The 24098-nt window shown below is 66.1% G+C and carries 27 protein-coding genes; 11 read left to right on the top strand and 16 right to left on the bottom strand.

Annotated features, from left to right (window positions below; genetic code table 11):
• Positions 1–8: 8 nt before the first annotated feature.
• Positions 9–182, bottom strand: a complete 174-nt coding sequence (locus XH93_RS37410) for a hypothetical protein (RefSeq protein ID WP_172627132.1) — start codon at positions 180–182, stop codon at positions 9–11.
• Between the two features lie 121 nt (positions 183–303).
• Between XH93_RS37410 and XH93_RS37415 the strand changes: the two genes are divergently transcribed.
• Positions 304–1440 (top strand): alpha-hydroxy acid oxidase, encoded by a 1137-nt coding sequence (locus XH93_RS37415; RefSeq protein ID WP_139864791.1) that lies wholly within the window; start codon positions 304–306, stop codon positions 1438–1440.
• A 239-nt stretch (positions 1441–1679) separates the two neighbouring features.
• Here the strand turns inward: XH93_RS37415 and XH93_RS37420 are convergent, their stop codons facing one another.
• The 8 genes from XH93_RS37420 to XH93_RS37455 all read right to left on the bottom strand — a co-directional run bounded on the left by XH93_RS37420 (position 1680) and on the right by XH93_RS37455 (position 10080).
• Positions 1680–2288: a hypothetical protein gene (locus tag XH93_RS37420; protein WP_194471307.1), complete on the bottom strand. Its 609-nt coding sequence runs from the start codon at positions 2286–2288 to the stop codon at positions 1680–1682.
• Between the two features lie 451 nt (positions 2289–2739).
• On the bottom strand, positions 2740–3366 hold the full coding sequence (locus XH93_RS37425; protein WP_194471308.1) for a hypothetical protein: 627 nt from the start codon (positions 3364–3366) through the stop codon (positions 2740–2742).
• Positions 3367–3435: 69 nt separating this feature from the next.
• Positions 3436–4278, bottom strand: coding sequence for a shikimate dehydrogenase (locus XH93_RS37430; protein WP_246799420.1), 843 nt, complete (start codon positions 4276–4278; stop codon positions 3436–3438).
• A 31-nt stretch (positions 4279–4309) separates the two neighbouring features.
• Entirely contained in the window at positions 4310–4951 is a 642-nt protein-coding gene (locus XH93_RS37435; RefSeq protein ID WP_194471310.1) for a YoaK family protein, read from the bottom strand.
• Between the two features lie 196 nt (positions 4952–5147).
• The gene (locus tag XH93_RS37440; RefSeq protein ID WP_139864796.1) at positions 5148–7196 is read right to left on the bottom strand and encodes an elongation factor G; all 2049 of its coding nucleotides are present in this window, start codon (positions 7194–7196) and stop codon (positions 5148–5150) included.
• 187 nt (positions 7197–7383) lie between these two features.
• Positions 7384–7869 carry a DUF992 domain-containing protein gene (locus tag XH93_RS37445; protein ID WP_139486480.1) on the bottom strand — a complete coding sequence of 162 codons (486 nt, stop codon included), beginning with the start codon at positions 7867–7869 and terminating at the stop codon, positions 7384–7386.
• 238 nt (positions 7870–8107) lie between these two features.
• A complete protein-coding gene (locus XH93_RS37450) occupies positions 8108–8632 on the bottom strand; it encodes a DUF992 domain-containing protein (protein ID WP_139864797.1) in 525 nt (174 codons plus the stop codon).
• Between the two features lie 245 nt (positions 8633–8877).
• Positions 8878–10080, bottom strand: a complete 1203-nt coding sequence (locus tag XH93_RS37455) for a pyridoxal phosphate-dependent aminotransferase (protein ID WP_194471311.1) — start codon at positions 10078–10080, stop codon at positions 8878–8880.
• A 594-nt stretch (positions 10081–10674) separates the two neighbouring features.
• Here XH93_RS37455 and XH93_RS37460 point away from each other — a divergent pair.
• The 3 genes from XH93_RS37460 (at position 10675) to XH93_RS37470 (ending at position 11906) form a co-directional block, all read left to right on the top strand.
• Positions 10675–11325, top strand: a complete 651-nt coding sequence (locus XH93_RS37460; protein ID WP_139486483.1) for a glutathione S-transferase family protein — start codon at positions 10675–10677, stop codon at positions 11323–11325.
• 201 nt (positions 11326–11526) lie between these two features.
• Positions 11527–11703 (top strand): hypothetical protein, encoded by a 177-nt coding sequence (locus XH93_RS37465; protein WP_172628407.1) that lies wholly within the window; start codon positions 11527–11529, stop codon positions 11701–11703.
• A 62-nt stretch (positions 11704–11765) separates the two neighbouring features.
• Positions 11766–11906, top strand: coding sequence for a hypothetical protein (locus tag XH93_RS37470; protein ID WP_172628408.1), 141 nt, complete (start codon positions 11766–11768; stop codon positions 11904–11906).
• Between the two features lie 86 nt (positions 11907–11992).
• Here XH93_RS37470 and XH93_RS37475 read toward each other — a convergent pair whose 3' ends face one another.
• Positions 11993–12346, bottom strand: coding sequence for a DMT family protein (locus XH93_RS37475; RefSeq protein WP_139486484.1), 354 nt, complete (start codon positions 12344–12346; stop codon positions 11993–11995).
• A gap of 212 nt (positions 12347–12558) precedes the next feature.
• Between XH93_RS37475 and XH93_RS37480 the strand changes: the two genes are divergently transcribed.
• From XH93_RS37480 to XH93_RS37490, 3 genes are all read left to right on the top strand, one after another.
• Positions 12559–13374, top strand: coding sequence for a PAS-domain containing protein (locus XH93_RS37480; protein WP_194471312.1), 816 nt, complete (start codon positions 12559–12561; stop codon positions 13372–13374).
• Between the two features lie 87 nt (positions 13375–13461).
• Positions 13462–13923 (top strand): GNAT family N-acetyltransferase, encoded by a 462-nt coding sequence (locus tag XH93_RS37485; protein WP_194471313.1) that lies wholly within the window; start codon positions 13462–13464, stop codon positions 13921–13923.
• A gap of 291 nt (positions 13924–14214) precedes the next feature.
• Positions 14215–15156 carry an aldo/keto reductase gene (locus XH93_RS37490; protein WP_194471314.1) on the top strand — a complete coding sequence of 314 codons (942 nt, stop codon included), beginning with the start codon at positions 14215–14217 and terminating at the stop codon, positions 15154–15156.
• A 60-nt stretch (positions 15157–15216) separates the two neighbouring features.
• Here XH93_RS37490 and XH93_RS37495 read toward each other — a convergent pair whose 3' ends face one another.
• The 3 genes from XH93_RS37495 to XH93_RS37505 all read right to left on the bottom strand — a co-directional run bounded on the left by XH93_RS37495 (position 15217) and on the right by XH93_RS37505 (position 18531).
• Complete coding sequence (locus tag XH93_RS37495) at positions 15217–15567, bottom strand: endonuclease domain-containing protein (protein WP_371814859.1); 351 nt, start codon at positions 15565–15567, stop codon at positions 15217–15219.
• A 178-nt stretch (positions 15568–15745) separates the two neighbouring features.
• Positions 15746–16969 (bottom strand): DUF1501 domain-containing protein, encoded by a 1224-nt coding sequence (locus tag XH93_RS37500; protein WP_194471315.1) that lies wholly within the window; start codon positions 16967–16969, stop codon positions 15746–15748.
• A gap of 2 nt (positions 16970–16971) precedes the next feature.
• Positions 16972–18531 (bottom strand): DUF1800 family protein, encoded by a 1560-nt coding sequence (locus XH93_RS37505; RefSeq protein WP_194471316.1) that lies wholly within the window; start codon positions 18529–18531, stop codon positions 16972–16974.
• Positions 18532–18815: 284 nt separating this feature from the next.
• Here XH93_RS37505 and XH93_RS37510 point away from each other — a divergent pair, with 284 nt between their 5' ends.
• Positions 18816–19541, top strand: a complete 726-nt coding sequence (locus XH93_RS37510) for an HAD family phosphatase (protein WP_246799422.1) — start codon at positions 18816–18818, stop codon at positions 19539–19541.
• A gap of 16 nt (positions 19542–19557) precedes the next feature.
• Here XH93_RS37510 and XH93_RS37515 read toward each other — a convergent pair whose 3' ends face one another.
• Complete coding sequence (locus XH93_RS37515; RefSeq protein ID WP_139486492.1) at positions 19558–20166, bottom strand: TetR/AcrR family transcriptional regulator; 609 nt, start codon at positions 20164–20166, stop codon at positions 19558–19560.
• Positions 20167–20257: 91 nt separating this feature from the next.
• On the opposite strand from XH93_RS37515, the gene XH93_RS37520 reads away from it, so the two are divergent.
• Positions 20258–21049 (top strand): crotonase/enoyl-CoA hydratase family protein, encoded by a 792-nt coding sequence (locus tag XH93_RS37520; protein WP_194471317.1) that lies wholly within the window; start codon positions 20258–20260, stop codon positions 21047–21049.
• 117 nt (positions 21050–21166) lie between these two features.
• On the opposite strand, the gene XH93_RS37525 is transcribed toward XH93_RS37520, so the two are convergent.
• Positions 21167–21874 (bottom strand): glutathione binding-like protein, encoded by a 708-nt coding sequence (locus XH93_RS37525; protein ID WP_194471318.1) that lies wholly within the window; start codon positions 21872–21874, stop codon positions 21167–21169.
• Between the two features lie 223 nt (positions 21875–22097).
• Here XH93_RS37525 and XH93_RS37530 point away from each other — a divergent pair, with 223 nt between their 5' ends.
• Both XH93_RS37530 and XH93_RS37535 read left to right on the top strand, forming a co-directional pair.
• The gene (locus tag XH93_RS37530) at positions 22098–23213 is read left to right on the top strand and encodes an MBL fold metallo-hydrolase (protein WP_194471319.1); all 1116 of its coding nucleotides are present in this window, start codon (positions 22098–22100) and stop codon (positions 23211–23213) included.
• A 23-nt stretch (positions 23214–23236) separates the two neighbouring features.
• A complete protein-coding gene (locus XH93_RS37535) occupies positions 23237–23836 on the top strand; it encodes an SCO family protein (RefSeq protein WP_371815139.1) in 600 nt (199 codons plus the stop codon).
• Between the two features lie 6 nt (positions 23837–23842).
• Here the strand turns inward: XH93_RS37535 and XH93_RS37540 are convergent, their stop codons facing one another.
• Positions 23843–24076, bottom strand: a complete 234-nt coding sequence (locus XH93_RS37540) for a hypothetical protein (RefSeq protein ID WP_139486497.1) — start codon at positions 24074–24076, stop codon at positions 23843–23845.
• Positions 24077–24098 lie beyond the last annotated feature (22 nt).

The raw sequence follows: 24098 nt of genomic DNA on the forward strand, positions 1-24098 counted from the left end.
CTGCGCCGCTATTCCTTGTCGCTGCGCCGGACGTGCTGGTCGCCCTTGCTGGGCGCCGGCTGGGTGACATTGACGGGGTCGGAACCCGGAAACGTCTCCTCCAGCCCCTCTTCCAGGGCTTCGTCGAGGCGGCGCTTTTCCGCGCTCTGATCCGCTTTCGGCTTGGCGCCTGATGCCGTCATCGCGCTCTCCATCGTGGTTTCGCTTCGCTCCGATTTGGCAAGCGGTTCAACCATGGTAGATGACGACGAGACCTCGAACCCGCAAGATTTGCGATCAAGAAGAAGGCCCCCGGGAACGCCCATGAAGCACATTACCTGCATCGAAGACCTGCGCCAGCTGCACAAGCGGCGGGTGCCGCGCGCGTTTTTCGATTACGCCGACCGCGGCTCCTACACCGAGGACACGCTGCGCGCGAACTCGGCGGACCTGCAGCAGATCAAGTTCCGCCAGCGCATCCTGGTCGACGTCTCCAAGCGCAATCTGTCGACCACGATTCTCGGCGAGCCGTCCGCGATGCCGCTGATCCTGGCGCCGGTCGGCCTGCTCGGCATGCAGCACGGCGATGGCGAAATCCACGCCTGCCGCGCCGCGCAGGCGGCCGGCATTCCCTTCACCCAGAGCACGATGTCGATCTGCTCGATCGAGGAGATCGCAGCCGCGGTCGACAAGCCGTTCTGGTTCCAGCTCTACGTCATGAAGGATCGCGGCTTCATCAAGTCGCTGATCGAGCGCGCGATCGCCGCCAAATGCTCGGCGCTAGTCTTGACCGTCGACCTCCAGGTGATCGGCCAGCGGCACCAGGACATCAAGAACGGCATGACGGTGCCGCCGGAATGGTCGCTGTCGAAACTGATCGACTTTGCCAGCAAGCCGTCCTGGGTCGCCGGCGTGATGCGCGGCAAGCGCCGCAGCTTTGGCAACATCGTCGGCCACGTCAAAGACACCGAGGATCTCACCAAGCTGGCGGCTTGGACCGCGTCGCAGTTCGACACCACGCTGAACTGGAAGGACATCGACTGGATCCGCTCGATCTGGCCGGGCAAGCTGATCCTGAAAGGCATCCTCGATGTCGAGGACGCCGAGATCGCCGCCAAGAGCGGCGCACAGGCGATCGTGGTCTCCAACCATGGCGGCCGCCAGCTCGACGGCGCACCGTCCTCGATCGAGGTGCTGCCGGAAATCGTCGACGAGGTCGGCTCGCAGCTCGAGATCATGTTCGACGGCGGCATCCGCACCGGCATGGATATCATGCGCGCGCTCGCGCTCGGCGCAAAGTCCTGCATGATCGGCCGCGCCTATGCCTACGGCCTTGGCGCCGGCGGCGAGGCCGGCGTCGCCAAGGCGATCGACATCCTGGCGAAGGAGCTCACCACCACGATGGGGCTCTGCGGCGTCAACACCATTGCCGAGATCGACGATCACGTGCTGGCGGTGTGAGGCCGACGTAGCCCGGATGGAGCGCAGCGCAATCCGGGACAGTCTTTCCGCGGAACGAACCCCGGATTTCGCTCCCCTGCGTCCGGGCTACGCGCTCCTCTTCCCTTCTCCCCTTGTGGGAGAAGGTGGCGCGGACGTAGTCCGCGACGGATGAGGGGTCTCTATCCGCGGAGACAACCCCTCACCCCGCTTCGCTGCGCGAAGCGACCCTCTCCCACAGGGGGAGAGGGTAAGAATGGTCACATCGGCGGCGTGATGCCGTCGCGGCCGACATTGACGCGGTTGGCTTCCAGCGTGCCATCCTCCTTCTTCGCCGCGCCGAAGATGATGATCTGGGCGCCGGGCTTCAGCTCCGACTTGTCGCCGGCGACGAAGGTCACGACCGGCGTGCCCGGCGGTACCACGACTTTCTTCTCACCGTCCTTGTACTTCACCAAAATGTTCTGGCCGTCGGTGCCCTCCACCGTCTCGGCGACGGTGGCGTTGGTCATGGTCGAGTTGGCGCGCAGGTCCCAGGGACGAAAACCCTCGGCGGCGCCGCGCTGGTTCTCCGGAAAGATGTGCACTGCGATCGCCTTCTGCGTCCCGTCGGGCTCCGGCATCGCGGTGATGCCGATATAGGAGCCGGGCTTGATCTCCGACAGATCGGTCTTGGCGACGCCGAACACCGCGACGTTGTCGGTGGTGCGCACCTTCATGTCGGCGCCGTCGCGCGACTTGATCGACAGCATCGCGCCGTCGACGGCCTCGATGGTGCCGCGGATCCGCACCGTCGGCGGCTGCTGCGCGGATGCGACAGACGTGAAAGCAACGGCGAGCAGCGCCGCGAACAGGGGCGATTTTGGCATGATGTCCTCCGGGGATCGGCTGGCGGATTCACGAACACCGGAGCGTCGGCGGTATTCCCACGCTCCTGACCTTCGGGGAGAAAGTCGTTCGCACCAACTGATACGAGGCGGATTTGGGTTTGTTACCCCCGGCCACAATCAAAGGTGCCGTAGCCCGGATGCAACGAAGCGCAATCCGGGACGGTCATGTCGCGGGGAGAGACCCCGGATTTCGCTGCGCTGCATCCGGGCTACACTTCTTAATCCCGTCATCCTGAGGTGCGAGCCTCTTCGGCGAGCCTCGAAGGATGAATCGGCCGACAGCCGGGCCGTGCATCCTTCGAGGCTCGCAAGAGCTCGCACCTCCAGCGACAAAGGCTTCGCCTTTGCGCGGGGATGACGGGAGTGATAGCGGCGATCGTAGTCCCGGCTTTTCACCGGGACGACGTGTTAAAAGAGACGCGCCTTCGCGTCACATCGGCGGTGTCAGTCCGTCGCGGCCGACGCTGACGCGGTCGGTCTCGAGCGAACCGTCCGGCAGCTGCTTCGTGAAGGCGATCACCTTGGCGCCGGCCTTGAGCTCCGACTTGTCACCGGGAACATAGGTCACGACCGGCGTGTCCGGCGGCACCTCGACCTTCTTCTCGCCGCCCTTGTATTTGACCAGCAGCGTGTGACCGTCATTGCCGATGACAGAATCCGCGACCGTGGCGTTGGTCATGCTGCTGTTAGGCTTGAGATCCCATGCGCGGGAACCCTCACCGGTGCCGCGCATGTTCTCGGGGAACACATGCACCTCGACCGCCTTCGGCACGCCGTCGGGTCCCGGCACCGTGGTGGTGCCGATGAAGGAACCCACCTTGATGCCGGACAGCGGGATCTTGGTCAGGCCGAGCACCATCATATTGCTGGCCATGCGCAGCTTGACGTCCTCGCCGCTGCGCGACTTGACCGCGAGCGTATCGCCGTCGACGCTCTCGACGGTTCCACGAACGCGCGTCGGCGTCGGTGACTGCTGTGCGATGGCGTAGAATGTGGAGCCCGTCACCATCGCAAGCGCAATGACCGGACGTATAAAGGTGGAACGGCGGAACGGCATACCGGATCTCCAGGAGAGGATGCTGGGTGATGTAGCAATGACCCCCGCCCGGTGAGGCTATTCCGCGCCTCAAGTCTTTGTGAGATCGGCTTCGACGATCGCACGCAATTCTGATGTGACCTGCGGGCGCTGGCCGAACCACAGTTCGAAGCCGCGCACCGCCTGATGCAGCAGCATGCCGAGCCCGTCCGCGGTCTTCAGCCCGCGCGCCTGCGCCGCCGCCAGCAGCGGCGTCACCAGCGGCACATAGACGAGATCGGTCACCACGGCGTGCTGCGGCAACCGGCCGACATCGATCTCAAGCGCCGGCTGGCCGTGCATGCCGAGCGACGTGGTGTTCACCAGCAGGCCGGCGCGTGGCAGCAGATCGGGCACCGCATCCCATGTCGCCGGGTGCACGCGCGGGCCGAACTGATCGGCGAGCGCGCGGGCGCGGTCGATCGTGCGATTGACCAGATGCACGCGCGCAATGCCGCGCTCGATCAGCCCGAACACCACCGCGCGTGCCGCGCCGCCGGCCCCCAACACCAGCGCGTCGCCAGTCTTGTCCCAGCCAGGCGCACAGGCGTCGAGATTGTTGATGAAGCCTTCGACATCGGTGTTGGTCGAACGCAGCTCGCCGTCGGCGAACCACAGCGTGTTGGCGGCGCCGACGGCGCGGGCGCGCTCGTCCGGCGTCGACAGCGCCAGCGCGTGCTCCTTGTGCGGAAGGGTGACGTTGGCGCCGACGAAGCCGCGCAGCGACAGGCGGAAGATGAAATCCTTGAAATCGTCCGGCGGCACCGCCTCGATCACATAGCCGCCCTCGATGCCAAGCGTGCGCAGCCAGTAATGATGGATCAGCGGCGAGCGCGAATGCGCCGCCGGCCAGCCGATCAGGCACGCGGCACGGGTTTTTGCGGACGATGTCATGACCGTGACATCGGGCATGGCGCCGCCGCTGTCAATCCGTCCACTTTACGGTTGCGGCAACCAGCGCACTCAGCGCGAATGCCACGCCGGCGGCAAACCAGACCGCCGCGAGGTTGATCCAGCGATAGGCGGCTGCGCCGGCCACCGCGCCGATCACCAGCGCCGCCCACAGCAGCAGGTTCGGCAGCCAGGCCCAGGGCGCGCCGCCGGTCAGCGCGGCGGCGATCAGCTGGCCGACCTTGACCAGCGCCCCCGTGACATAGGTCAGGCCGAGCCCGCCGCCGCCTTCGATCTGGAACACGGCGTTCTCGAGCCCCATCGCCAGCACGATCGCGGCGATCGCGGTCGCCGGCAGGTTGTAGGTATAGGCCGCGGCCGCCCCCGAGAGCAGAAGCGCCTCGGCAAGCAGCATCAGCGGCTGGCGGTATGCGATGCGGCTGAGCACGATCAGGCTGCCGGCCGCAGCGCCGGCAACGAACAGCGCGATCAGGGCGAACGCCTCGGCCGCGTGCTCCCAATGCCCCTCGGCGAGCGTCACGCCAAGCCGCGTCGAGTTGCCGCTCATAAAGGACACGAACAGCCCGCCGAGATGCAGATAGCCGATGCTGTCGATATAGCCCGCAAGCGCGCTCAACGCACAGGCCAGCGCCAGGTTGCGGCGGGATTCAAGCATGATGTCCGAGACCACTGCGCGTGAAGCCAGCAGTGTTCATGAAAGCAATTGGCTTGGAAAGGGAGCGGACCACAAACGCACCGTCATTCCGGGGCGATGCGTAGGCATCGAACCCTCAGGTGCGCAATTGCGCACCGAGAATCTCGAGATTCCGGGTTCGGTCCTGGCGGACCGCCCCGGAATGACAGTGGCTAACTCACGCCGCGTCGCGGTGGGCAGCGATGATCTGGTCGGCGGCGCGGCCGGTGACTTCGGCCATGCGGTCGAACTGGCGGGTGAAGCTGCCGGCGCCGGCGGTGGCCGAGCGCAGCTCCACGATCAGGTCGCCGATCTCGGCTTCCGGCATCGTGGCGCGCACGCAGTCCCAGCCGCTCCAGCCCTCGCGGGTGTCGAAGCCGAGGATCTGGCCGCGGCGCGCCGACAGGATCGCGTTGATCTTGGCGGTCGCATCGGTCGGGCAGACGATCTCGACCAGATGGATCGGCTCCAGCAGCACCGGCTGGCATTGCGGCAGCCCTTCGCTGACCCCGATCCGCGCCGCGGTCCGGAATGCCAGATCGGAGGAATCCACGCTGTGATATGAGCCGTCGGTCAGCGTCACGTCGACGTCGATCACCGGGAAGCCGAGCGGCCCACGCGCCAGCGCGTCGACGACGCCCTCTTCCACCGCGCCGATATAGTTGCGCGGCACCGCGCCGCCGACCACCTTCTCGTGGAATTCAAACCCCGAGCCGCGCGGCTTCGGCTTGATGTCGAGCACGACGTCGCCGAACTGGCCGTGGCCGCCGGACTGTTTCTTGTGCCGGCCGCGCTGCGTGATCGGCTTGCGGATGGTCTCCTGATAGCCGATCGCCGGCGGATGCGATTTGACGCTAACGCCAAACCGGTCCTTCAGCCGCTCCTGCGCGACGCGCAGATGCATCTCGCCCTGTCCCCACAGCACGGTGTCGTGGGTGCGCGGGTTCTGGATCATGGTCAGCGAGGGATCCTCCTCGTTGAGCCGCAGCAAGGCCTGACCGAGCTTGACGTCGTCCTTGCGGTCGGTCGCCGCGATCGAGATCGATAGCACCGGTGCGGCCGGCACGACGCTGACCAGCGAGGCCGGCGCGGTCTTGCCGCTCGAGACCGTGTCGCCGGTCTTGATCGCGTCGAGCTTGCCGAGCGCGACGGCGTCGCCGGCTTCCGCCGACGGGCGCTTGCTGTCATGCGTACCCGACACCGCGAGCACGCCGGAGACGCGCCCGCTCTCGCCGGACGACGATTGCAGCGTCGCGCCGTCGTCAAGCCGGCCGGCGAGCACGCGGGCCAGCGACAGCTTGCCGCCGTGCTGTAGGTGGACGGTCTTGAACACATAGGCCAGCGCGTCCTTACTGTCCTTGACGCCAAGCCGCTTGGCGGTCTCGGCGACGCCGGGCGCCTCGTGGCGCAGCGCCTTCATCAGCCGCAACACGCCGTTCTCGCGGATGGCCGAGCCGAGCAGCACCGGACAGATCAGGCCCTCGCGCAATTCGCGGGCGAGATCGTCGAACACGGCGTCGCGCGGCGGCTGGATATCCTCTAGAAGCTGCTCCATCAGCGCATCGTCGTGATCGGCGAGCTTCTCCAGCATCGAGAAGCGCGCTTCCTTCTCGCGATCGAGATTGCCGCCTTCGAGCTCGACGACCTCCGACGGCTTGTGCTCGCGATAGACGAAGGCGCGCTCCAGCGCGAGATCGACAAAGCCTTCGATCAGATCGCCGTTCCAGACCGGAATCTGGCGCAGCACCAGCGGCACACGCGAGGCCGGCTGCAGCGTCGCAAGCGTCTCGCGGATGCGCTTGTTGGCGCGATCGATCTTGTTCAGGAACAGGAAACGGGGAATGCCGAGCTCCTCGAGCTCGCGCAGGATGATTTGCAGCTGCGGCAGCTTCTTTTCATCGGCCTCGCAGACCACGACCGCGGCGTCGACCGCCGGCAACGCGGCACGCATATCGTGCGCGAATTCGACCGAGCCGGGGCAATCGATAAAGGTGTAGCTGTCCCCCATGAAGCTGGTGGTGGCGGCGGTCAGCCCGACGCCCATCTTGTGCAGGCGCGCCTCGGGGCTGGCATCGCCGACGCAGGTTCCGGCATCAACGCTGCCGGCTGTCTTGATGGCGCCCGTACGCGCCAGGATCGCTTCCAGAAGTGTGGTTTTACCGCTTTGGAAAGGGCCCACCAGTGCGATGCACCGTGGACCTCGGGGACTTCTGACGTCTTGTCCCATTGCCGCCTCCTCGTGTTGGAGCTCGGCCCATGATTGGGTCGGCGACCGTTCATGCTCTGCCTGCGTCGGGCGTTTGGCAAGCGGGAAAACGTCGCTGCGGTGCGGCGGCATGGCCGCGCGCCTCTGCCTCTCCCCGTGCTTTGCGGAGAGCGGTCGCCGGCGCGGAACAGTGCACGCGAAGGGTGTGTTAGCGGCCCGGGCGCAGTTCGAGGCTCTCGAGCCCCGCCGCGATGTTGACGCCGACCTGGCCCTGCACGCTCAAAGGTTGCAAAGCGATGGTGTTGTCGGAGCCGCCGACCAGCACGTTGCCGCCGACGCCGACGCCGAGCGTCGCGCTGCCCTGCGCGCCGGCATAATTGCCGGACAGCGCGCCCGGCCCGAGCCGCGACACCGGTGCGTAGACGCCCCAAGCCAGCGCCGATTCCTGGGTGATGCCGAGATCGATGCCGACCTTGCGGATGGTGGCGATGTAGCGGTCCTCGGGCAGGCCGTCGGCCCGCAGCACGCAACCGAGATTGGTCACCGAGCCGACGATGAAGCCGATGCTCGCGCCGCCGCGGCATTCCAAGACGCCGACCTGCACGCGCGGCAACGGCTGCTGGGCGTTGGCGCCGCTGACTGCAGCGGCCAGCGTGGCAATGGCGGCACCGGCGAGAAGGATGAAGCGACGCATGTCGGGAATCTCCGGCTGAAGGGCGTGACGCGAACAGGGAGCAGATGAATGCCGTGGCTGCGGCACCCGCGCCTGCTATGCCACATCATCGCACAGCCGGCCAGAAGGCGAGACCTTCGAGTTCGGATTGTCGGCGGATGTGGCGGCGTTGCTATACGCGCCGCGGCTGCACGCGGCGATCGATCGGCAAAAAAAGAGGCCCGCTTGCGCGGGCCTCTTTGACGATGACTTGATCGGCTTAATGGTGGCGGTGGTGCCGGCGGTGATGATGATGCCGACGCGGACCGCCGACGCGGACCGGCTCGAGGTCGATCCCGGCGATGCCGGCCGCAACGTTGAGGCCGGTCTGGCCCTGCACGCTGATCGGCTGCAGCGCGTAGGAATTGTTCGGGCCGCCGAACAGGAAGTTGCCACCGGCGCCGAGGCCGACCGATGCGTTGACGCCGACGCCGCCGTAGCTGCCGGCGAGCGCACCGCGCGGCACCTGCGTGGTCGGCGCGCTCACCGCCCAGGCGAGCTGCGTCGTCGCGGTGACGCCGAGGTCGACGCCGATCCGCTTCACGGTCGCAAGATACGGCTCGGGGCGGCGGCCGCCGCTCTGGAACACGCACTGCAGCTGGGTGACCGAGCCGACGACGAAGCCGACATTCTCGCCGCCCTGGCATTGCAGGACGCCGGCCTGAACCTGCTCCGGCATCGCGTTGGCGGTGGCGATCGGTGCCAGCAGCGCGAGCGTGGCGAGGGTGAGTGTCGAAAGTCGCATTGGGTCTGTCTCCGCAGGTGAACTGAATTGCGCGCGGACACAAGGCAAGCGTCGTGTCCAAAACAAGGCAGTTCGCAAAGACGCCCTAAAAACTTCCGGCGTGTGACATCGATGCCCGCGCGCAGAAACGCAGATGTGAGCAGGCGTGATTTGACACGCCGATTATACCGGCGCGCGCAATCTAGCGACACAAACAGAAACGTTCCCGCACGCGGATGCGGGAACGTTCTGTCGATCCAAACTGCTTAGCGCAGATTGCCGCAGAAGCGCTGGATGCGCTTGCAGGCGTCCTCGAGATCCGAGGTCTTGGTGGCGTAGGAGATGCGGAACGCCGGTCCAAGTCCGAACGCCGAACCCTGCACCACGGCGACGCCTTCGCTCTCGAGCAGCTCGGTGACGAAGGCCTCGTCGTTGTCGATCAGCTTGCCGGTCGGCGCCGTCTTGCCGATCGTGCCGGCGCAGGACGGATAAACGTAGAACGCGCCTTCCGGCCGCGGGCACTCGATGCCAGCAGCCTGATTGAGCATCGACACCACGAGGTCGCGGCGCTCCTTGAACACCTTGTTGTTGGCGGCGATGAAGTCCTGCGGACCGTTGAGCGCCTCGACCGACGCCCACTGCGCGATCGACGACGGGTTCGAGGTCGACTGCGACTGGATCGTGGCCATCGCCTTGATCAGCTGTGCCGGACCGCCGGCGTAGCCGATGCGCCAGCCGGTCATGCAGTAGGCCTTCGACACGCCGTTCACGGTCAGCGTGCGCTCGTACAGGCTCGGCTCGACCTGCGCCGCGGTGGTGAACACGAAGTCGTCGTAGACTAGGTGCTCGTACATGTCGTCGGTCATCACCCAGACGTGCGGATGCTTGACCAGAACGTCGGTGAGCGCCTTCAGCTCGCTCCTGGTGTAGGCCGAGCCGGTCGGGTTCGACGGCGAGCACAGGATCACCCACTTGGTCTTCGGCGTGATCGCCTTCTCGAGATCCTCGGGGCGCAGCTTGAAGCCGGTCGAGGCCGAGCATACCACCGGCACGGACTCGCCGCCGGCCAGCGCCACCATCTCGGGATAGCTGACCCAGTACGGCGCCGGGATGATCACCTCGTCGCCCGGGTTGATGGTCGCCATCAGCGCGTTGTAGAGCACCTGCTTGCCGCCGGTGCCGACGATGATCTGGTTCGGCTTGTAGGAGAGGCCGTTCTCGCGCTGAAACTTGGCGATGATGGCTTCCTTCAATTCCGGAATGCCGCCGACATCGGTGTACTTGGTCTTGCCGGCCTCGATGGCGCGGATCGCCGCCAGCTTGATGTTGGCGGGCGTGTCGAAGTCAGGTTCGCCGGCGCCGAGGCCGATGACGTTGCGGCCCGCGGCTTTCAGCGCGCGTGCTTTGTCCGTGACCGCGATCGTCGCGGACGGCTTCACACGGTCGAGCGCAGCGGACAGGAAGGCCATAATCATCTCCTGGCAAACGTCGTGAGCCCTTGGCCACGACTTGATTTGAATGGGATCGCAGCACCCTAGGCCTGTCGCCGCTGCGCCGCAAGAAGCTTGGCGGCTGCGCGCGAAAACTTTCGCGCGCGTGCGGACAAGCGCGCAATATTCCGCAAGTTCCGGGTCCGAATCGATCATATCCGGCAAGGCCGGCCGCGGCCCCAGAGCCTGGCCTGCAAGGCCTCCGGCGGCGCACGCGAGCACGAATTGCTCCGAGGACAATCTGTCGCGCGACACCCGCCGGACAGTGTCGACAGCCTGTCGCCCGTAACCGGCGCCGACCGCCGTGCCGCGTTAAGATTTGTAAATCGCAACACGTCCACTGCCTGCATCGACCGGCACCATGCAGAGCGTCGCGCAAGCGTGATCCGAGTTGTTCGGCCGTGTTGATGGAATCGTTCTGCGCGTGTGCAGTGCGGTAGACGTTTCGACTTTTTCCATGGTGCGGGGCTTGCGAGGCACGCGCATCGGCATCATTGTTTAGCGGCGTTGCGGTGTGACAGGCCGCGCAGTTTTCAAGCGTACCGTCTTCCCGATCGAGTGAACCCCGACGCAATGTACAAGCTCTATTCGATGCAGCGCTCCGGCAACAGCTACAAGGTCCGGCTGGCGCTCGCGGTGCTGAACACGCCGTACGAGGCGGTCGAGATCGACATTCTGCGCGGCGAGAGCCGGACCCCGGAATTCCTGGCCAAGAATCCGAGCGGCCAAGTGCCGCTGCTCGAGGTCGACGGCCGTCATCTCGCCGAGTCCAACGCCATCCTCTGGTACGTCGCGATCGGCACGCCCTTGGCGCCGGAGTCGCGGATCGAGCGCGCCGAGGCGCTGCAATGGATGTTCTTCGAGCAGCACGCGCTGGAGCCGAACATCGGCGCCGCCTATTTCTGGCTGTCGCTGGTCAAGGGCGGGCGCGACCTGCAGACGCATGCGCTGGAAGACTGGATGGAGCGCGGCTATGCGGCGCTGCAGGTGATGGAGAACCACCTCAAGGACCACGCCTACTTCGCCGCCGAGCAGTTCACCATCGCCGACATCGCGCTCTACGGCTACACCCACGTCGCCGACCGCTGCGACTTCGACCTGGCGCCGTTTCCATCGGTCCGCGCCTGGCTGAAGCGGGTCGAGCAGACCCCCGGCTTCATCACCATGGACTGGCAGGGCGGCACCGAGACCGAGCCCCCGCCCCGCCTCGCCGCCGGCGTCTGATAGCGGGGATAGCGGGAAAACCGCCCGAATAGCGGGCAAAACCGCGCTTATTGCCGTATCCCGCCGCATTTCCGCCGCTTTCCGGGATGGCGGCTGCCGCAATGTTGCCGGCGACCGCCGGCAAATTCCCGCGGATGTCCCGGGTGATTCGCCCGCGACGCGAAGGATTCAGGCCAGAGATTCTGGCCAAGGATTTCGACCATGACACGGTGGTCCGGCACGGCAGGCTTCCAGGGCCGCCCTGCCCCAGTGGCGTCTTCCCGGCTGACCAGCGCGATCGCCGCATCGCTTGCGATCGGCGCGCTGGCGCTGTGCCTCGTCGTCACGCTGACGCTGCTGTCGAGCAACATCACCATGGCGACGCCGGTCCCGGCGTAATCAGGCATTCCCCGTTGGCACCTTAACGCGCGAAAGGCGCAACCAAGACAGCGCGGCCCGAGATGTTGAAGACACCCGTCGGACTTGTGACCGTGACCCTGGCGGTGGCGATCCTGCTCGCCGCATCGCTGCTGATCGTGACCGGCACGCAGGGCGAGGATCGCGCGCTGCGGATGCGCATCATGACGCCTGCGTCCAAATAGAGCATGATCCGGAAAAGCGTGAAGCGGTTTTCCCTCGCGACAAACGCTTAGCGTTTGCGCGGAGACCATGCTGATACAAGGAAGCGCTAGCCCAATTTGTGGAAGATCAGAAACGCGCCCATGGCGATGAAGGCAAAGCCAAGCGCGTGATTCCAGCCCAACGGCTCCTTCAGATACAGCACCGAGAAGCCGGCGAACACGACCAGCGTGATCACCTCCTGCATGGTCTTGAGCTGCGCCGCGCTGTAGACCGCGCTGCCCCAGCGATTGGCCGGCACCGCCAGCCAGTACTCGAAGAAGGCGATGCCCCAGCTCACCAGAATGACGATGGGGAGCGAATGATCCTTGAACTTGAGATGGCCGTACCAGGCAAAGGTCATGAAGACGTTCGAGGCGAACAGCATCAGGATCGGCAGCAGCGACGGCGAAATGGCGGACATCGAAGGACCTCTTGCAAGCGGGCATGCGGTAACCGGCGGGCACGGAACCCGGTTCCGTGCCGCGACTGCATAGCATTTGAATTGAAAGCAGCGAAAGCTGGCTCGAACGGCGCAAGCGCGACTTAACGCTTGATCCGGAAATGCCGGTGGCGTTGCAGACCTGTCGTCAAACTGCGGCCTTATTGTCTGTTCGACGAGCAACGAGAGCGAGCATGCGGTTCGACTGGCGCGCAATTTCTGGTCCGGCCTTGACGGCGGTCGTCGCGGTCGCCGCGTTCGTGATCGACCGCTTCATCGTCGCCGTGCCCAACCCCGCGCCGCTGTTCGTCTGCATCGTCGCGCTGGCGAGCTCCGTCAGCGGCATCACCTCGGGGCTGGTCTGTGCAATCATCGCGGTGGCCTCCTCGGCGCTGTTCTTCCTCGGCCATCGCGCAATGCCCGGCTACGACGCCTCCGACATCGCGCGGATGCTGATGCTGGCGGCGACCGCCGCCGGCACCGCGCTGATCACCGGTCTGCTGCGGCAGAAATGGATCGATGCGTTCGCCGCCGACCAGGAGCATCACGCCACCGCGGCGCGGCTCGCGGCCGCGCTCGACCAGGTCGACATCGGCATCGTGCTGCTCGACGCCGACACCCGCGCCGAATTCATCAACCGCGCCTTCCGCGATACTTTCGCACTGTCCGACGCGCAGGCCGACAGCAAGCCGCCGTTCATCGCGCTGATGTATCACGGCCGCGACACCGGCGCGTACGAACTGCCGGAAGAGGAACTGAGCGCATTCATCGCCGAGCGCATCGCGATGATGCGCGCCGGCGATTCCACGCCGATCAACCTCAATCTGGCCGACGGCCAGGTGCTGCGCTTTTCCTGCACCGCGCTGCCCGACGGCGGCCGCATGCTGAGCTACACGCCGGTGACCGACCTGGTACGGCACACCGACGATCCCGCGAAGGCCGACGAATATCGCGCCCAGCGCGGCGGCGGCGAGCGCCATCCGGCGCGGCTGCTGCGCGCTGCCGAGTGAGGCGCGGCTCACGCAATTGATCCCGCACCAGCGCGACGATACAACGCGTTGAAGCGATGCGTGCATCGCTCAACGCGAGGAACGCTCATGTCCGACGACGTCACCATCCGCTTCGTCACCCGCGACGACTACGCTCAGTGGCTTCCGTTGTGGGAAGGCTACAACGCATTCTACGGACGGTCGGGACCGACGGCGCTGGCGCCCGAGATCACCGCGACGACGTGGGCGCGCTTCTTCGACGCCTATGAGCCGATGCACGCGCTGGTCGCCGATCGCGGCGGCACGCTGCTCGGGCTGACGCACTATCTGTTTCACCGCTCGACCATCTCGATCGCGTCGAACTGCTATCTGCAGGACGTCTTCACCAGCGAGGCCGCGCGCGGCAAGGGCGTCGGCCGCGCGTTGATCGAGGGCGTCTACACCCAGGCCAAGCTGGCGGGACTGTCACGGGTCTACTGGCAGACCCACGAGACCAATCACACTGCGATGCAGCTCTATGACAAGATCGCGGAGAAGCCGGGCTTCGTCATCTATCGCAAGGTTTTCTGAGCGCGTTTGTCACCTGTGGATTGCGCGCAGATGTCACCGGGGCGTTACAAACCACGGCTAGGCTTCGCCTCGCGTAAGATCAGGCCCCCCGTCTCGGATCTCGCGCCCCGAGCGGTCCCCGTCAGTCGCCGCGTCTGACCGGGACCGCTTTTTTTGCGGCATTGCATTCTTCGTGACATCGCCTTTTTGCGACAGTGCCATGCATCAGCGACGGTAGGGCGGCACCTTGCCGCGCCTTGGTGCGCGCCTCACAATGCGCCGCATCCCTCGCCTATCCCACAGGATTATCTCATGGAAATTCGTAACCTCGGCGGTTCCGGCCTGCGCGTGTCGGCCGTCGGCATCGGCTGCAACAATTTCGGCCAGCGCACCGATCTGGAAACCTCGCGCAAGGTGATCCACAAGGCGATCGACCTCGGCATCACCCTGTTCGACACCGCCGACATCTATGCCGGCATGGGCGGCTCGGAAACCGTGCTTGGAACCGTGCTCGGCGACCGCCGCAAGGACATCGTGCTCGCCACCAAATACGCCAAGCCGATGGCCGCCGACGGCACCAAACAGGGCGCCTCGCGCCGCTACATCATGCAGGCGGTGGAAGCCAGCCTGACGCGGCTGAAGACCGACTACATCGATCTCTACCAGCAGCACGATTACGATCCGCTGACCCCGATCGACGAGACACTGCGCGCGCTGGACGACCTCGTCCGCCAGGGCAAGGTGCGCTACATCGGCAATTCCAACTTCCCGGCTTGGCGCATCGCCGAGGCGGAGTACGTCGCGCGGCAGATGAACGTCAGCCGCTTCGTCTCCTGCCAGGATGAATACAGCCTCTTGGTGCGCGACATCGAGAAGGACCTGCTGCCGGCGGCACAGGAGTACAATCTCGGCCTGCTGCCGTTCTTCCCGCTCGCCAGCGGTCTTCTGACCGGAAAGTACCAGCGCGGCGCCGCCGCGCCCGCCGACACGCGCTTTGCCAAGGCTCCCGCCCTGAAGGACCGCTACGTCACCCCGCGCAACGAAGACATCGTCGAGAAGCTGCAGGCGTTCGCGAAAGCGCGCGGCCACACCATGCTCGAGCTCGCCTTCTCCTGGCTCGCCGCCCGCCCGCAAGTTTCCAGCGTGATCGCGGGAGCGACGCGCGTCGAGCAAGTCGAGCAGAACGTGAAAGCGATCAGCTGGAAGCTGAGCGCGGAGGAGATGGCGGAGATCGATCGGATCACGAAGGGGTAGGCCCGGCTCTCTCGCTCCCTCTCCCCGTCCTTCACGGGGAGAGGGTTGGGGTGAGGGGCTCTATCCGGCGAGTTCAGACTGAATTGTGAGTAAGACGCCTTCGATGTTGCCGAGCACATCGTTGTTCCAGAAGCGCAGCACCCGATATCCCTCGCCAACTAGATACCGATCACGGATCTCATCAGAGACCGACTCGGCGTGCTGCCCACCGTCGACCTCAATCACAAGCTTCTTCTCACGGCAGACGAAATCGCAGATGTAGCGTCCGATCGGGATTTGCCGCGCGAACTTGTGGCCATCGATCTGGCGATTGCGAATGCGATTCCACAGCGCGGTCTCCGCGTCGGTTTGATTAACGCGCAGTCCTCTCGCGAGTCGGATAGGCGCTTGCTTGCGGCCCCGCATTGCCATGCCCCTCACCCGGATCGCATCTTCGATGCGATCCGACCTCTCCCCGCAAAGGGCGGGGAGAGGTTAGAAAAGCAACTCCTGCATTCGCCGCAAACGAAGCTCTCTCGCTCCCTCTCCCCGTCCTTCACGGGGAGAGGGTCGGGGTGAGGGGCTCTATCCACAGAAGGGCGAGGAGAGGCTACACCACCAGCCCCTTCATCGGCTTCACCGGGACGCTGTCGGGGAATACCGCTTCCGCCAGCACGCGCTCGGCGATGCCGAACTGGTCGTGCAGCACCCCCTTGATCACCGCGCGCAGGTCGGTGGTCGGGGCGAGGTCGCGGGCCTGGTAGAGGTTGGCGGGTTTGAGGCCCGGCCAGTCGGTGATCATCCTGCCGCCGCCCACCGCGCCGCCGGCGAGCAGCGCGATGGTGCCGGTGCCGTGGTCGGTGCCTTCGGTGCCGTTGATGCGCGCGGTGCGGCCGAACTCGGTGGCAGCCACGATCACGGTGTCGCGCCAGCGCGCGCCGAGCCCGTTCTGGAATTCGGCCAGCGCGGCGTCGAGCCCGCCGAGCAGCTGAGCGAGGCGGCCGACCGGCCCGCCCTCATTGGCATGGGTGTCCCAGCCGTCGAAGGCAAGCGCGCCGATCCGCGGGCCGTCATCCGCCGCCATCAGCTTTGCCGCGCCGCGCGCCACCAGCCGCATCGCCGCGGCGCCGCCGCCACCGGGCTTCGGCTTCATGTCGTCGCCCTGCGCCTGCTTCTCGAGCTGCAAGCCCTGGGTCAGCGCGCTCGCCAGCATGGAATCGCGGTGCTGATAGAGCTCGAGCAGCCGCATCGCGGTGTCGTCGGCGGCCTGCGGCAGCGCGGTCGGCGCCCAGCCGACGGTCGGAGCTGTGCCGCGCAGCACCAGCGGCGTGGTCGGACCGACCGCAAGGGCGCTCGTCACCCGCTCGCCTTTCGGCAGCGCCTCCAGCGCGCGGTTGAGCCAACCGGACTGCACGCGGCCGGGCCCCGGAAAACCGCTCTCCAGCACGTCCTGGCCGTCGAAATGCGAGCGGTCGCGATAGGAGGTCGCGACCGCATGCACCACCGCGGCCTGCTTGGCGCGGTACATCCGCGCGAATTCCGGCATCGCCGGATGCAGGCCGAAGAACGCATCGAGCATCACGGCGGCATTCGGACCGTCGCCCCTCAGCGCGATTGCGCCGTGCAGCCCGGCATAATCGGGATCGCCGAGCGGCGCCACGGTGGCAAGCCCATCGAGCGCGCCGCGCAAAATCATCACGACAAAGCGCGGATCGCGGCCGTCCGCCGCGCGCGCGAATTTCGGCAAATACGCCCACGCCGCGAACGACGCGCCGCCGAGCAGCAACGCGCGCCGCGAGGTCGCCTGCATCATCGCGCTCTCGGAGCACTCCATCGTCACCTCCTCTGGAATTCCGGCGACATCAACAGCAACGCCAGCGCCTGCGGCCGCGATTCCGCGCGCTCGACCGTGCGCCGCGTCTCGGCCGAGGCGGCGTCGGCGGCGACCAGTTCGAGCAGCTCGCGCGGATCGAACCGGTCGGCGAGCTGCGCGCCGAGCTGGGCTGCGATATCGAGCCGGAGCTTGATGCCCTCGGGCGCCGCCCACGCAGCGTTGCTGTCCGGAAAACCGTTCGGCCCGGCCGGCGTCCACAGCGGCTGGCCGAGCAGATTGAGGCCGTTGAGATAGCGTCCCGGATCCTCCGGATTGCGCGCCAACAACCGGCCGGACGCGATCAGGAACTCATACGGCGAGCGCATCTTCGTCAGCGGCGTCTGCCAGGCTTCGTTGGACTGCACCAGCGCGGTGGCCAGCGCCTTGAGGTCGCCGTCGGTTCGGGTGAAGACATCCTGCAGCTTCGCCACCAAGGCCGGCGGCGGATCGTCGGCGACGAAATGGCGGGCGAATTTGGTCGCGATGAATTTTGCGGTCGAGGGATGCCGCGCGATGTCAGCGAGCACCGCCTCGCCCTGCGCGACGCCGTTCTGCGCATAGGTCTTGCCGAGCACCTGTTGCGGGCCGGGCTGGTGCGCATTGGCATTAAACACAAAGCTGCCGGGCGCGCCGAGCTGACCCTGGCGACCGGCAAAGGTCCACCCCGTGATGACCCGCGCCAGCGCCGTGACGTCATCCTGGGTGTAGCCGCCGCCGACGCCGAGCGTATGCAGCTCCATGATCTCGCGGGCGAGGTTCTCGTTGAGGCCGCGCTTGCGGTTGATGCCGGCGCGCGAGTCGGGGCCGAGCGATTGCTGATTGTCGAGAAAGAACAGCATCGCGGGATGCTGCTCGACCGCTTTCAGCATGTCGGCGAAGCGGCCGAGCACATGCGGGCGGATCGCCTCGCGTTCGAACGAGCCCGCCCACATCCGCGCCAGCGCGCCCTTGTTGGCCGAGATGCAGAAGTGGTTCGACCAGAACACCACCAGCCGCTCGGCAAAGCCGCAATCGGCGACCACGCCGCGCTGCAGCCGCGCCAGTGCTTCGGTGCGAAACGTCTTCTGGATGATGTTGGGCGGCTCGGCCGGCGGCTTGGCTGGATTGGCCGACGGCTGCATCGCGCCGGCATTGGCGGTATCGGCCATCTGGCCGGGCGCCTGCATCGCCGGATCCTTGCCGGCGATCTCCTTGGCGGCTGACGAGAGCGACAGATTGCGCCGCTGCTGCTGCTTGGCATCAGCGCCCTGCGGCGCGCTCTCGCTGGCGGCGGACTGCGCGGCCTTCGCCGCATTGCGCGCCTGCTGCACCTCGAACTGATAGTCGAACACCTGCTTGCCGAGCTCCGCCGTCGAGAGCAGGCCGGGCATTTCGAGCAGCGCGCCGTTCGGGCGCGCCAGGTCGGCGATGACAAAGCCGCGCGGATCGGAGGCCGCGTTGATGAAATCACCGGATGCGCCGCCGCGGGCGCCGAAGCCAAAGCGATTGAGGGCAACCAGCGCTGCTTGCGAATCGCGAGCCATGTTAGTGTCCTCGGGAGTTCCCTTGACGGCACGCCCCTTGTATACGTGCTGCGCGGCATCATAGCGCGGTTCGCGATGAACCCGAGATTAATTCCGCGATTAAATCGCGGTAAGAATTCGCATCCAGCCATGACAGATCAAAACCAAAACACTGCGCCCCGACGCCTCGCCTGCACCAAGTGCGGCAGCGAATTCTCCTGCACGCTCGGTGGGCCGTGCTGGTGTTCCGACGAGCGCTTTCGTCTGCCGTTGCCGACCGATGGCGGCGACTGCCTGTGCCCGTCATGCCTGCGGAAATTGGCGGACCAACCGGCCATGGTGAGCGCGAGGTGAACGACCGCTGGCACGTCGACGCCGTCCTGCTCGACATGGACGGCACGCTGCTCGACACCGAAAAAGTCTATTTCGACAGCCTGGTCGCGGCGCTGAACGGGTGCGGCTATACCGATGACGTCGCGGCGCTGTGTCATTCCATGGTCGGCCTGCCCGGTCCGGTCTGCGAAGCCATGCTGCTCGATCGCTACGGCGCGGCGTTTCCGCTCGCCGAGGTCAACCGCGCCTTCATCGTTCACCGCGACCGGATGTTCGACGCCGCCCTGCCGCTGAAGCGTGGTGCGATCGAATTGCTCGACGGTCTTGCCGCCGCCGCTTGCCCGATCGCGATCGTGACCTCGTCATCCCGCCGCACGACCGAGCGCCATCTTGCCATCGCCGGCATCCGCGAGCGCTTCGACACCTTATTGACGCTCGACGACGTCACGCATGGCAAGCCGGACCCCGAGCTCTATCTGAAAGCCGCCGCACGCCTCGGCGTGATGCCGCAGGCCTGCGTCGCGGTGGAAGATTCCAACCACGGCGTCGCCGCCGCTCATGCCGCCGGCGCCATCACGCTGATGGTGCCCGACATGGCGCCGCCGACCAATGAAACCCGCGGCAAATGCGCCGCCGTGCTGCCGGACCTCCACGCGGTGCTGGCCCTGCTGCGCGAGCGCGGCGCGCTCGGCCGCTAAACGCGCCGCGCCGCTGTCAATCGCGCGGTGGACGCTGCCGGCCGCGGCGGCCGGCGAGCGCCGTCTCGATCAACGCGCGCGCCGCTTCGCCCGCCGTCTCCATATAGCTGGCGTCGCGATGCAGCAGCACGACGGCGAACGAGCCGTCGAGCAGCAGCAGGATCTGCCGCGCCAGCTTGAGCGGATCGGCAATGCCTTCCGCCGCGAAGGTCGCGCGCAGCCAGTCCTCGAACTTCTTCTTGTGCGCGGCGCCGATCCTGATCGCGGGATGGCCGGGCATGTTGGCAAGCTCAGCCGAGGTGCGCAGGAAGCCGCAGCCCTTCCACTTCGGATGCCGCGCCGAACGCGCCAGATTGCGGAAGATCGCCTCGACCTTCGCCGGCAGGCCGCCGTCGGCCTCGGCAAACCACTTTCGGAACAGCGCCAGATTGGGCTGGTCGCGCGCGGCGAGATAGGCGGCGACGAGATCGTCCTTGCTGCGGAAGTGATAATACAGCGTGCGCTTGGTGAGGCCGGCCTTGGCGGCCACCTCGTCGACGCTGACGCGGCGGATGCCTTCATTGTAGAACAGCGCGCTCGCCGCCTGGATGATGCGCTCGCGGGTCGGTTCGGAAGCTCTTGGCATGGCGCGTATGTATACCGACCAGTGAATATACACAAATCGCAGCCGCCCCTACATTCGCTTGGACACACTGACGCAAATGCCGGAGACCATCATGACCGCACCCATCCTGATCGAGATCGGCGACGGGATCGCCCTGATCACGCTGAACCGCCCGGAGCGGCTGAATGCGCTGAGCTTTGAGCTGATCGACCAGTTGATGGCGGCGCTCGACCGCATCGAGGGTGACGCGGATATCCGCGCCGTGATCCTGACCGGCGCCGGCGAGCGCGCCTTCTCGGCCGGCGCCGACATCCACGAATTTTCGCAAAGCGTGCGGCAGGGGCCCGCGATCGCCGTGCGCGACTTCGTCCGCCGCGGCCAGGCGATGACCGCGCGGCTCGAGGCGTTCAAGAAGCCGGTCGTCGCGGCGGTCAACGGGCTGGCCTATGGCGGCGGCTGCGAGATCACCGAGGCCGTGCATCTCGCGATCGCCAGCGAGCGCGCGCTGTTTGCCAAGCCTGAGATCAAGCTCGGCATGCCGCCGACCTTCGGCGGCACCCAGCGGCTGCCGCGGCTGGCCGGCCGCAAGCGCGGCCTGGAATTGCTGCTGACCGGCGACCCGTTCACGCCGGCGCACGCGCGCGAGATCGGGCTGGTCAACAAGGTGGTGTCGCACGAGCAGTTGCTGCCGGCCGCGCGCGAGCTCGCGGGGTGCATCGTCAGGCATTCACCTGGTTCGGTCGCCGGCGTCATCACCGCGGTGACGCGCGGGCTGAACATGCCGATTGGAGAGGGCTTATTGGTCGAGAGCGAACAATTCGCCGCACTAGTGGGAAGCCGCGATCTCGCCGAGGGGATGGCGGCGTGGAAGGAGCGGCGCGACGCGACGTATGTTGGGGAATGAGCACGCTCATTCCACCGCCGTCATTGCGAGGAATGTAAGCGAAGCAATCCATCCATCCGTTATGCCGCGATATGGATTGCTTCGCTTCGCTCGCAATGACGTGGAGAGAGACCTGACCTACCGCACCACGGCCGCGGTCTGTCCGAACAAGAGCTTGCGCTCCTCCTCGGTGCGGATCGCGGGCTGGCCGAAATTCGGGTTGACCTCCTTCGCCTTGGCATAGGCGCGCTCGGTCGCGGGGCGCTTGCCGATGGTCTCCAGCCAGCGCTTCAGGTGCGGAAAATCCTCGATGTCTTGGCCCTGGTTCTTGTACGGCACCACCCAGGGATAGCTCGCCATGTCCGCGATCGAATAATCGCCGGCGATGAATTCGCGATCGGCGAGGCGCTTGTTGAGCACGCCATAGAGCCGGTTGGTCTCGTTGACATAGCGGTCGATCGCGTAAGGCAGCTTTTCGACCGCGTAGTTGCGGAAGTGATGGTTCTGGCCGGCCATCGGGCCGAGCCCGCCCATCTGCCAGAACGTCCACTGGATCGCGTCATAGCGGCCGTGCAGATCGCTCGGCAGGAATTTGCCGGTCTTCTCGGCGAGATAGAGCAGGATCGCGCCGGATTCGAAAATCGAGACCGGCTTGCCGCCGCCCTTCGGCGCGTGATCCAGGATCGCGGGGATGCGGTTGTTCGGCGCGACCTGCAAAAACTCCGGCTTGAACTGATCGCCCTTGCCGATGTTCACCGGGAAAATCCTGTACTCCAGGGCGGTCTCTTCGAGGAACATCGTGATCTTGTGACCGTTCGGCGTGGACCAGTAATAGAGATCGATCATGGCGGCGATCCTGCGTTTCCTGAGAGACATATCTGACAGCATGGGAGAAAGATGCGGATGCATGGATTTGGCCGCACCCCCGCGGCCAAGTCAATGCCGCGTGCATTGCACCGCGCGCGAATGTGATGTGCGCTTCGCGCAGGCGCGCGATTGAGCCGCGCCCGGATTGCTCCTAGGCTCCGGCAGCTAACACCGAATAATTTTCAAGCAGGGGAGATTTGCAATGACGCGCGATTTGGCACGGCGTGATTTTCTCAAGGGTTCGGCGGCGCTCGCCGGCGCCGCGGCAGCCGGCGCATTTTGCTGTGTCGAGATCGCAAGCGCGGCGCCGATCGAGGTGCCGAGCGTCGACAAGCTCTCGATCCGTGTGCTGGTCGATTCCAGCTTCGATCAGTTCTTCAAGCCGAAGCAGGCGGCTGGCGTCACGATCGCGCCGCCGCCGCGCAGCGCCGACTACCAGAAGTCGCTGCACAATGAATGGGGCCTGTCGCTGTGGCTGGAGTCGGAGGCCAAGGGCGCCCAGCGCACGCTGATGCTGGACTACGGCTACACGCCCGAGGTGCTGCTCAACAACATGGCGCTGATCGGCGTCGATCCAACGAAGCTGGATGCGCTGATCGTGAGCCACGGGCATTACGATCATTTCGGCGGCCTCAACGGCCTCCTCGACAAATTCCGCGACAAGCTGCCGGCCGACCTAAAACTCTATGCCGGCGGCGAGGACAATTTCTGCCACCGCGTCAGCGCGACGCCGACCAAAGGCCAGTTCGCCGATTTCGGCACGCTCGACCGCCGCCAGCTCGCCGCGCAGCGCGTCACCACGGTGCTGTGCGAAACCCCGACCGTGATCGCCGGCCACGCCTTCACCACCGGCAAGATCACCCGCCGCAGCATCGAGCGGATTCTGCCGCAGACCTGGGTCGAGTTCGGCATCAAGGATGGGCTCGGCTGCAACACCAGCCACTATCTGCCCGCCGAGCTGGACGGCAAGATCGTGCCCGACGAGCACATCCATGAGCACGCCACCTGCTTCAACGTGAGGGACATGGGCCTCGTCGTGATCTCCTCCTGCGGCCATGTCGGCATCGTCAACTCGGTGAAGCAGGCGCAGGAGGTCTCCGGGATCCAGAAGGTGCACGCCATCGTCGGCGGCTTCCATCTCGGCCCGGCGCCGAAGGATTACCTCACCGAGGTGGTCGCCGAGATCAAGAAGCTCGATCCCGATGTCGTGGTGCCCATGCACTGCTCCGGGCTCAACTTCGTGCAGGAGGCGAGCGCGCAGCTCGGCGACAAGGTGCTGGTCACCACCACCGGCAGCCGCCTCTCCTTCGGCATATGATCGCGCATGTAATCTTGCGCGCCATCGCATGCCTTAGCGTCGGCCTGTGGCTGACGCTGGCGGCGGCCGCCGCCGGCGACGCACCGGCGCGCTCGGCGGCCGAGATCATGGACATATTGATGTGGAACAGGGAGCCGGTCGGCGGCCCGTTCACGCTCACCGATCAGGCTGGCCATGAACGCAGCGACCGCGATTTCCGCGGCCGGCTGATGCTGGTCTATTTCGGCTTCACCACTTGCCCCGACGTCTGCCCGACCGACCTGCAGGCGATCGGCCTTGCGCTCGACAGACTCGGCCGCGACGCCGATCAGGTACAACCGATCTTCATCACCGTCGATCCCGAGCGCGACACCGCGAGCCATCTCGCCGACTATGTCCCGCTGTTCCACCCGCGCCTGATCGGCCTCACCGGCAGCAGTGACGCGATCCGCAGGGTGGCCGATGCCTACAAGGTCTACTATGCCAAAGTGCCGCTGCAGGATGCCGACTACACCGTCGACCACACCGCCTACATCTATTTGATGGACCGCGACGGCAGCTATCTCGGCTTCTTCCCGCCTGGCACCTCGGCCGACCGCATGGTCGAGATCATCAAGCCGCGGCTCGCCGCGCCGGGACGCTGACGCGCCTCAATGCATCCGCCCGTGCGCGCGCAGAAACGTCTCGCCGCTTTCCGTCACGGTCACCCGCATGCCCTCCACCGAGGGCCGGCGCGCGACATAGCCGCGGTCGACGGCGTCTTCCCAGATCGTCAGCCGCGGGCATGAGGTGCGCCAGACCTCGATCACCTCGGCATAGGGCCGCGGCTCGCGCGCGACCCATTCGACGAGATCGAGCACCAGGGCATCAGGGGTCTCCGCCATCCTGTCCTCCTGCCGTTGCGCA

The sequence above is a fragment of the Bradyrhizobium sp. CCBAU 51753 genome, from assembly GCF_015291565.1.
Classification (GTDB): domain Bacteria; phylum Pseudomonadota; class Alphaproteobacteria; order Rhizobiales; family Xanthobacteraceae; genus Bradyrhizobium; species Bradyrhizobium ivorense.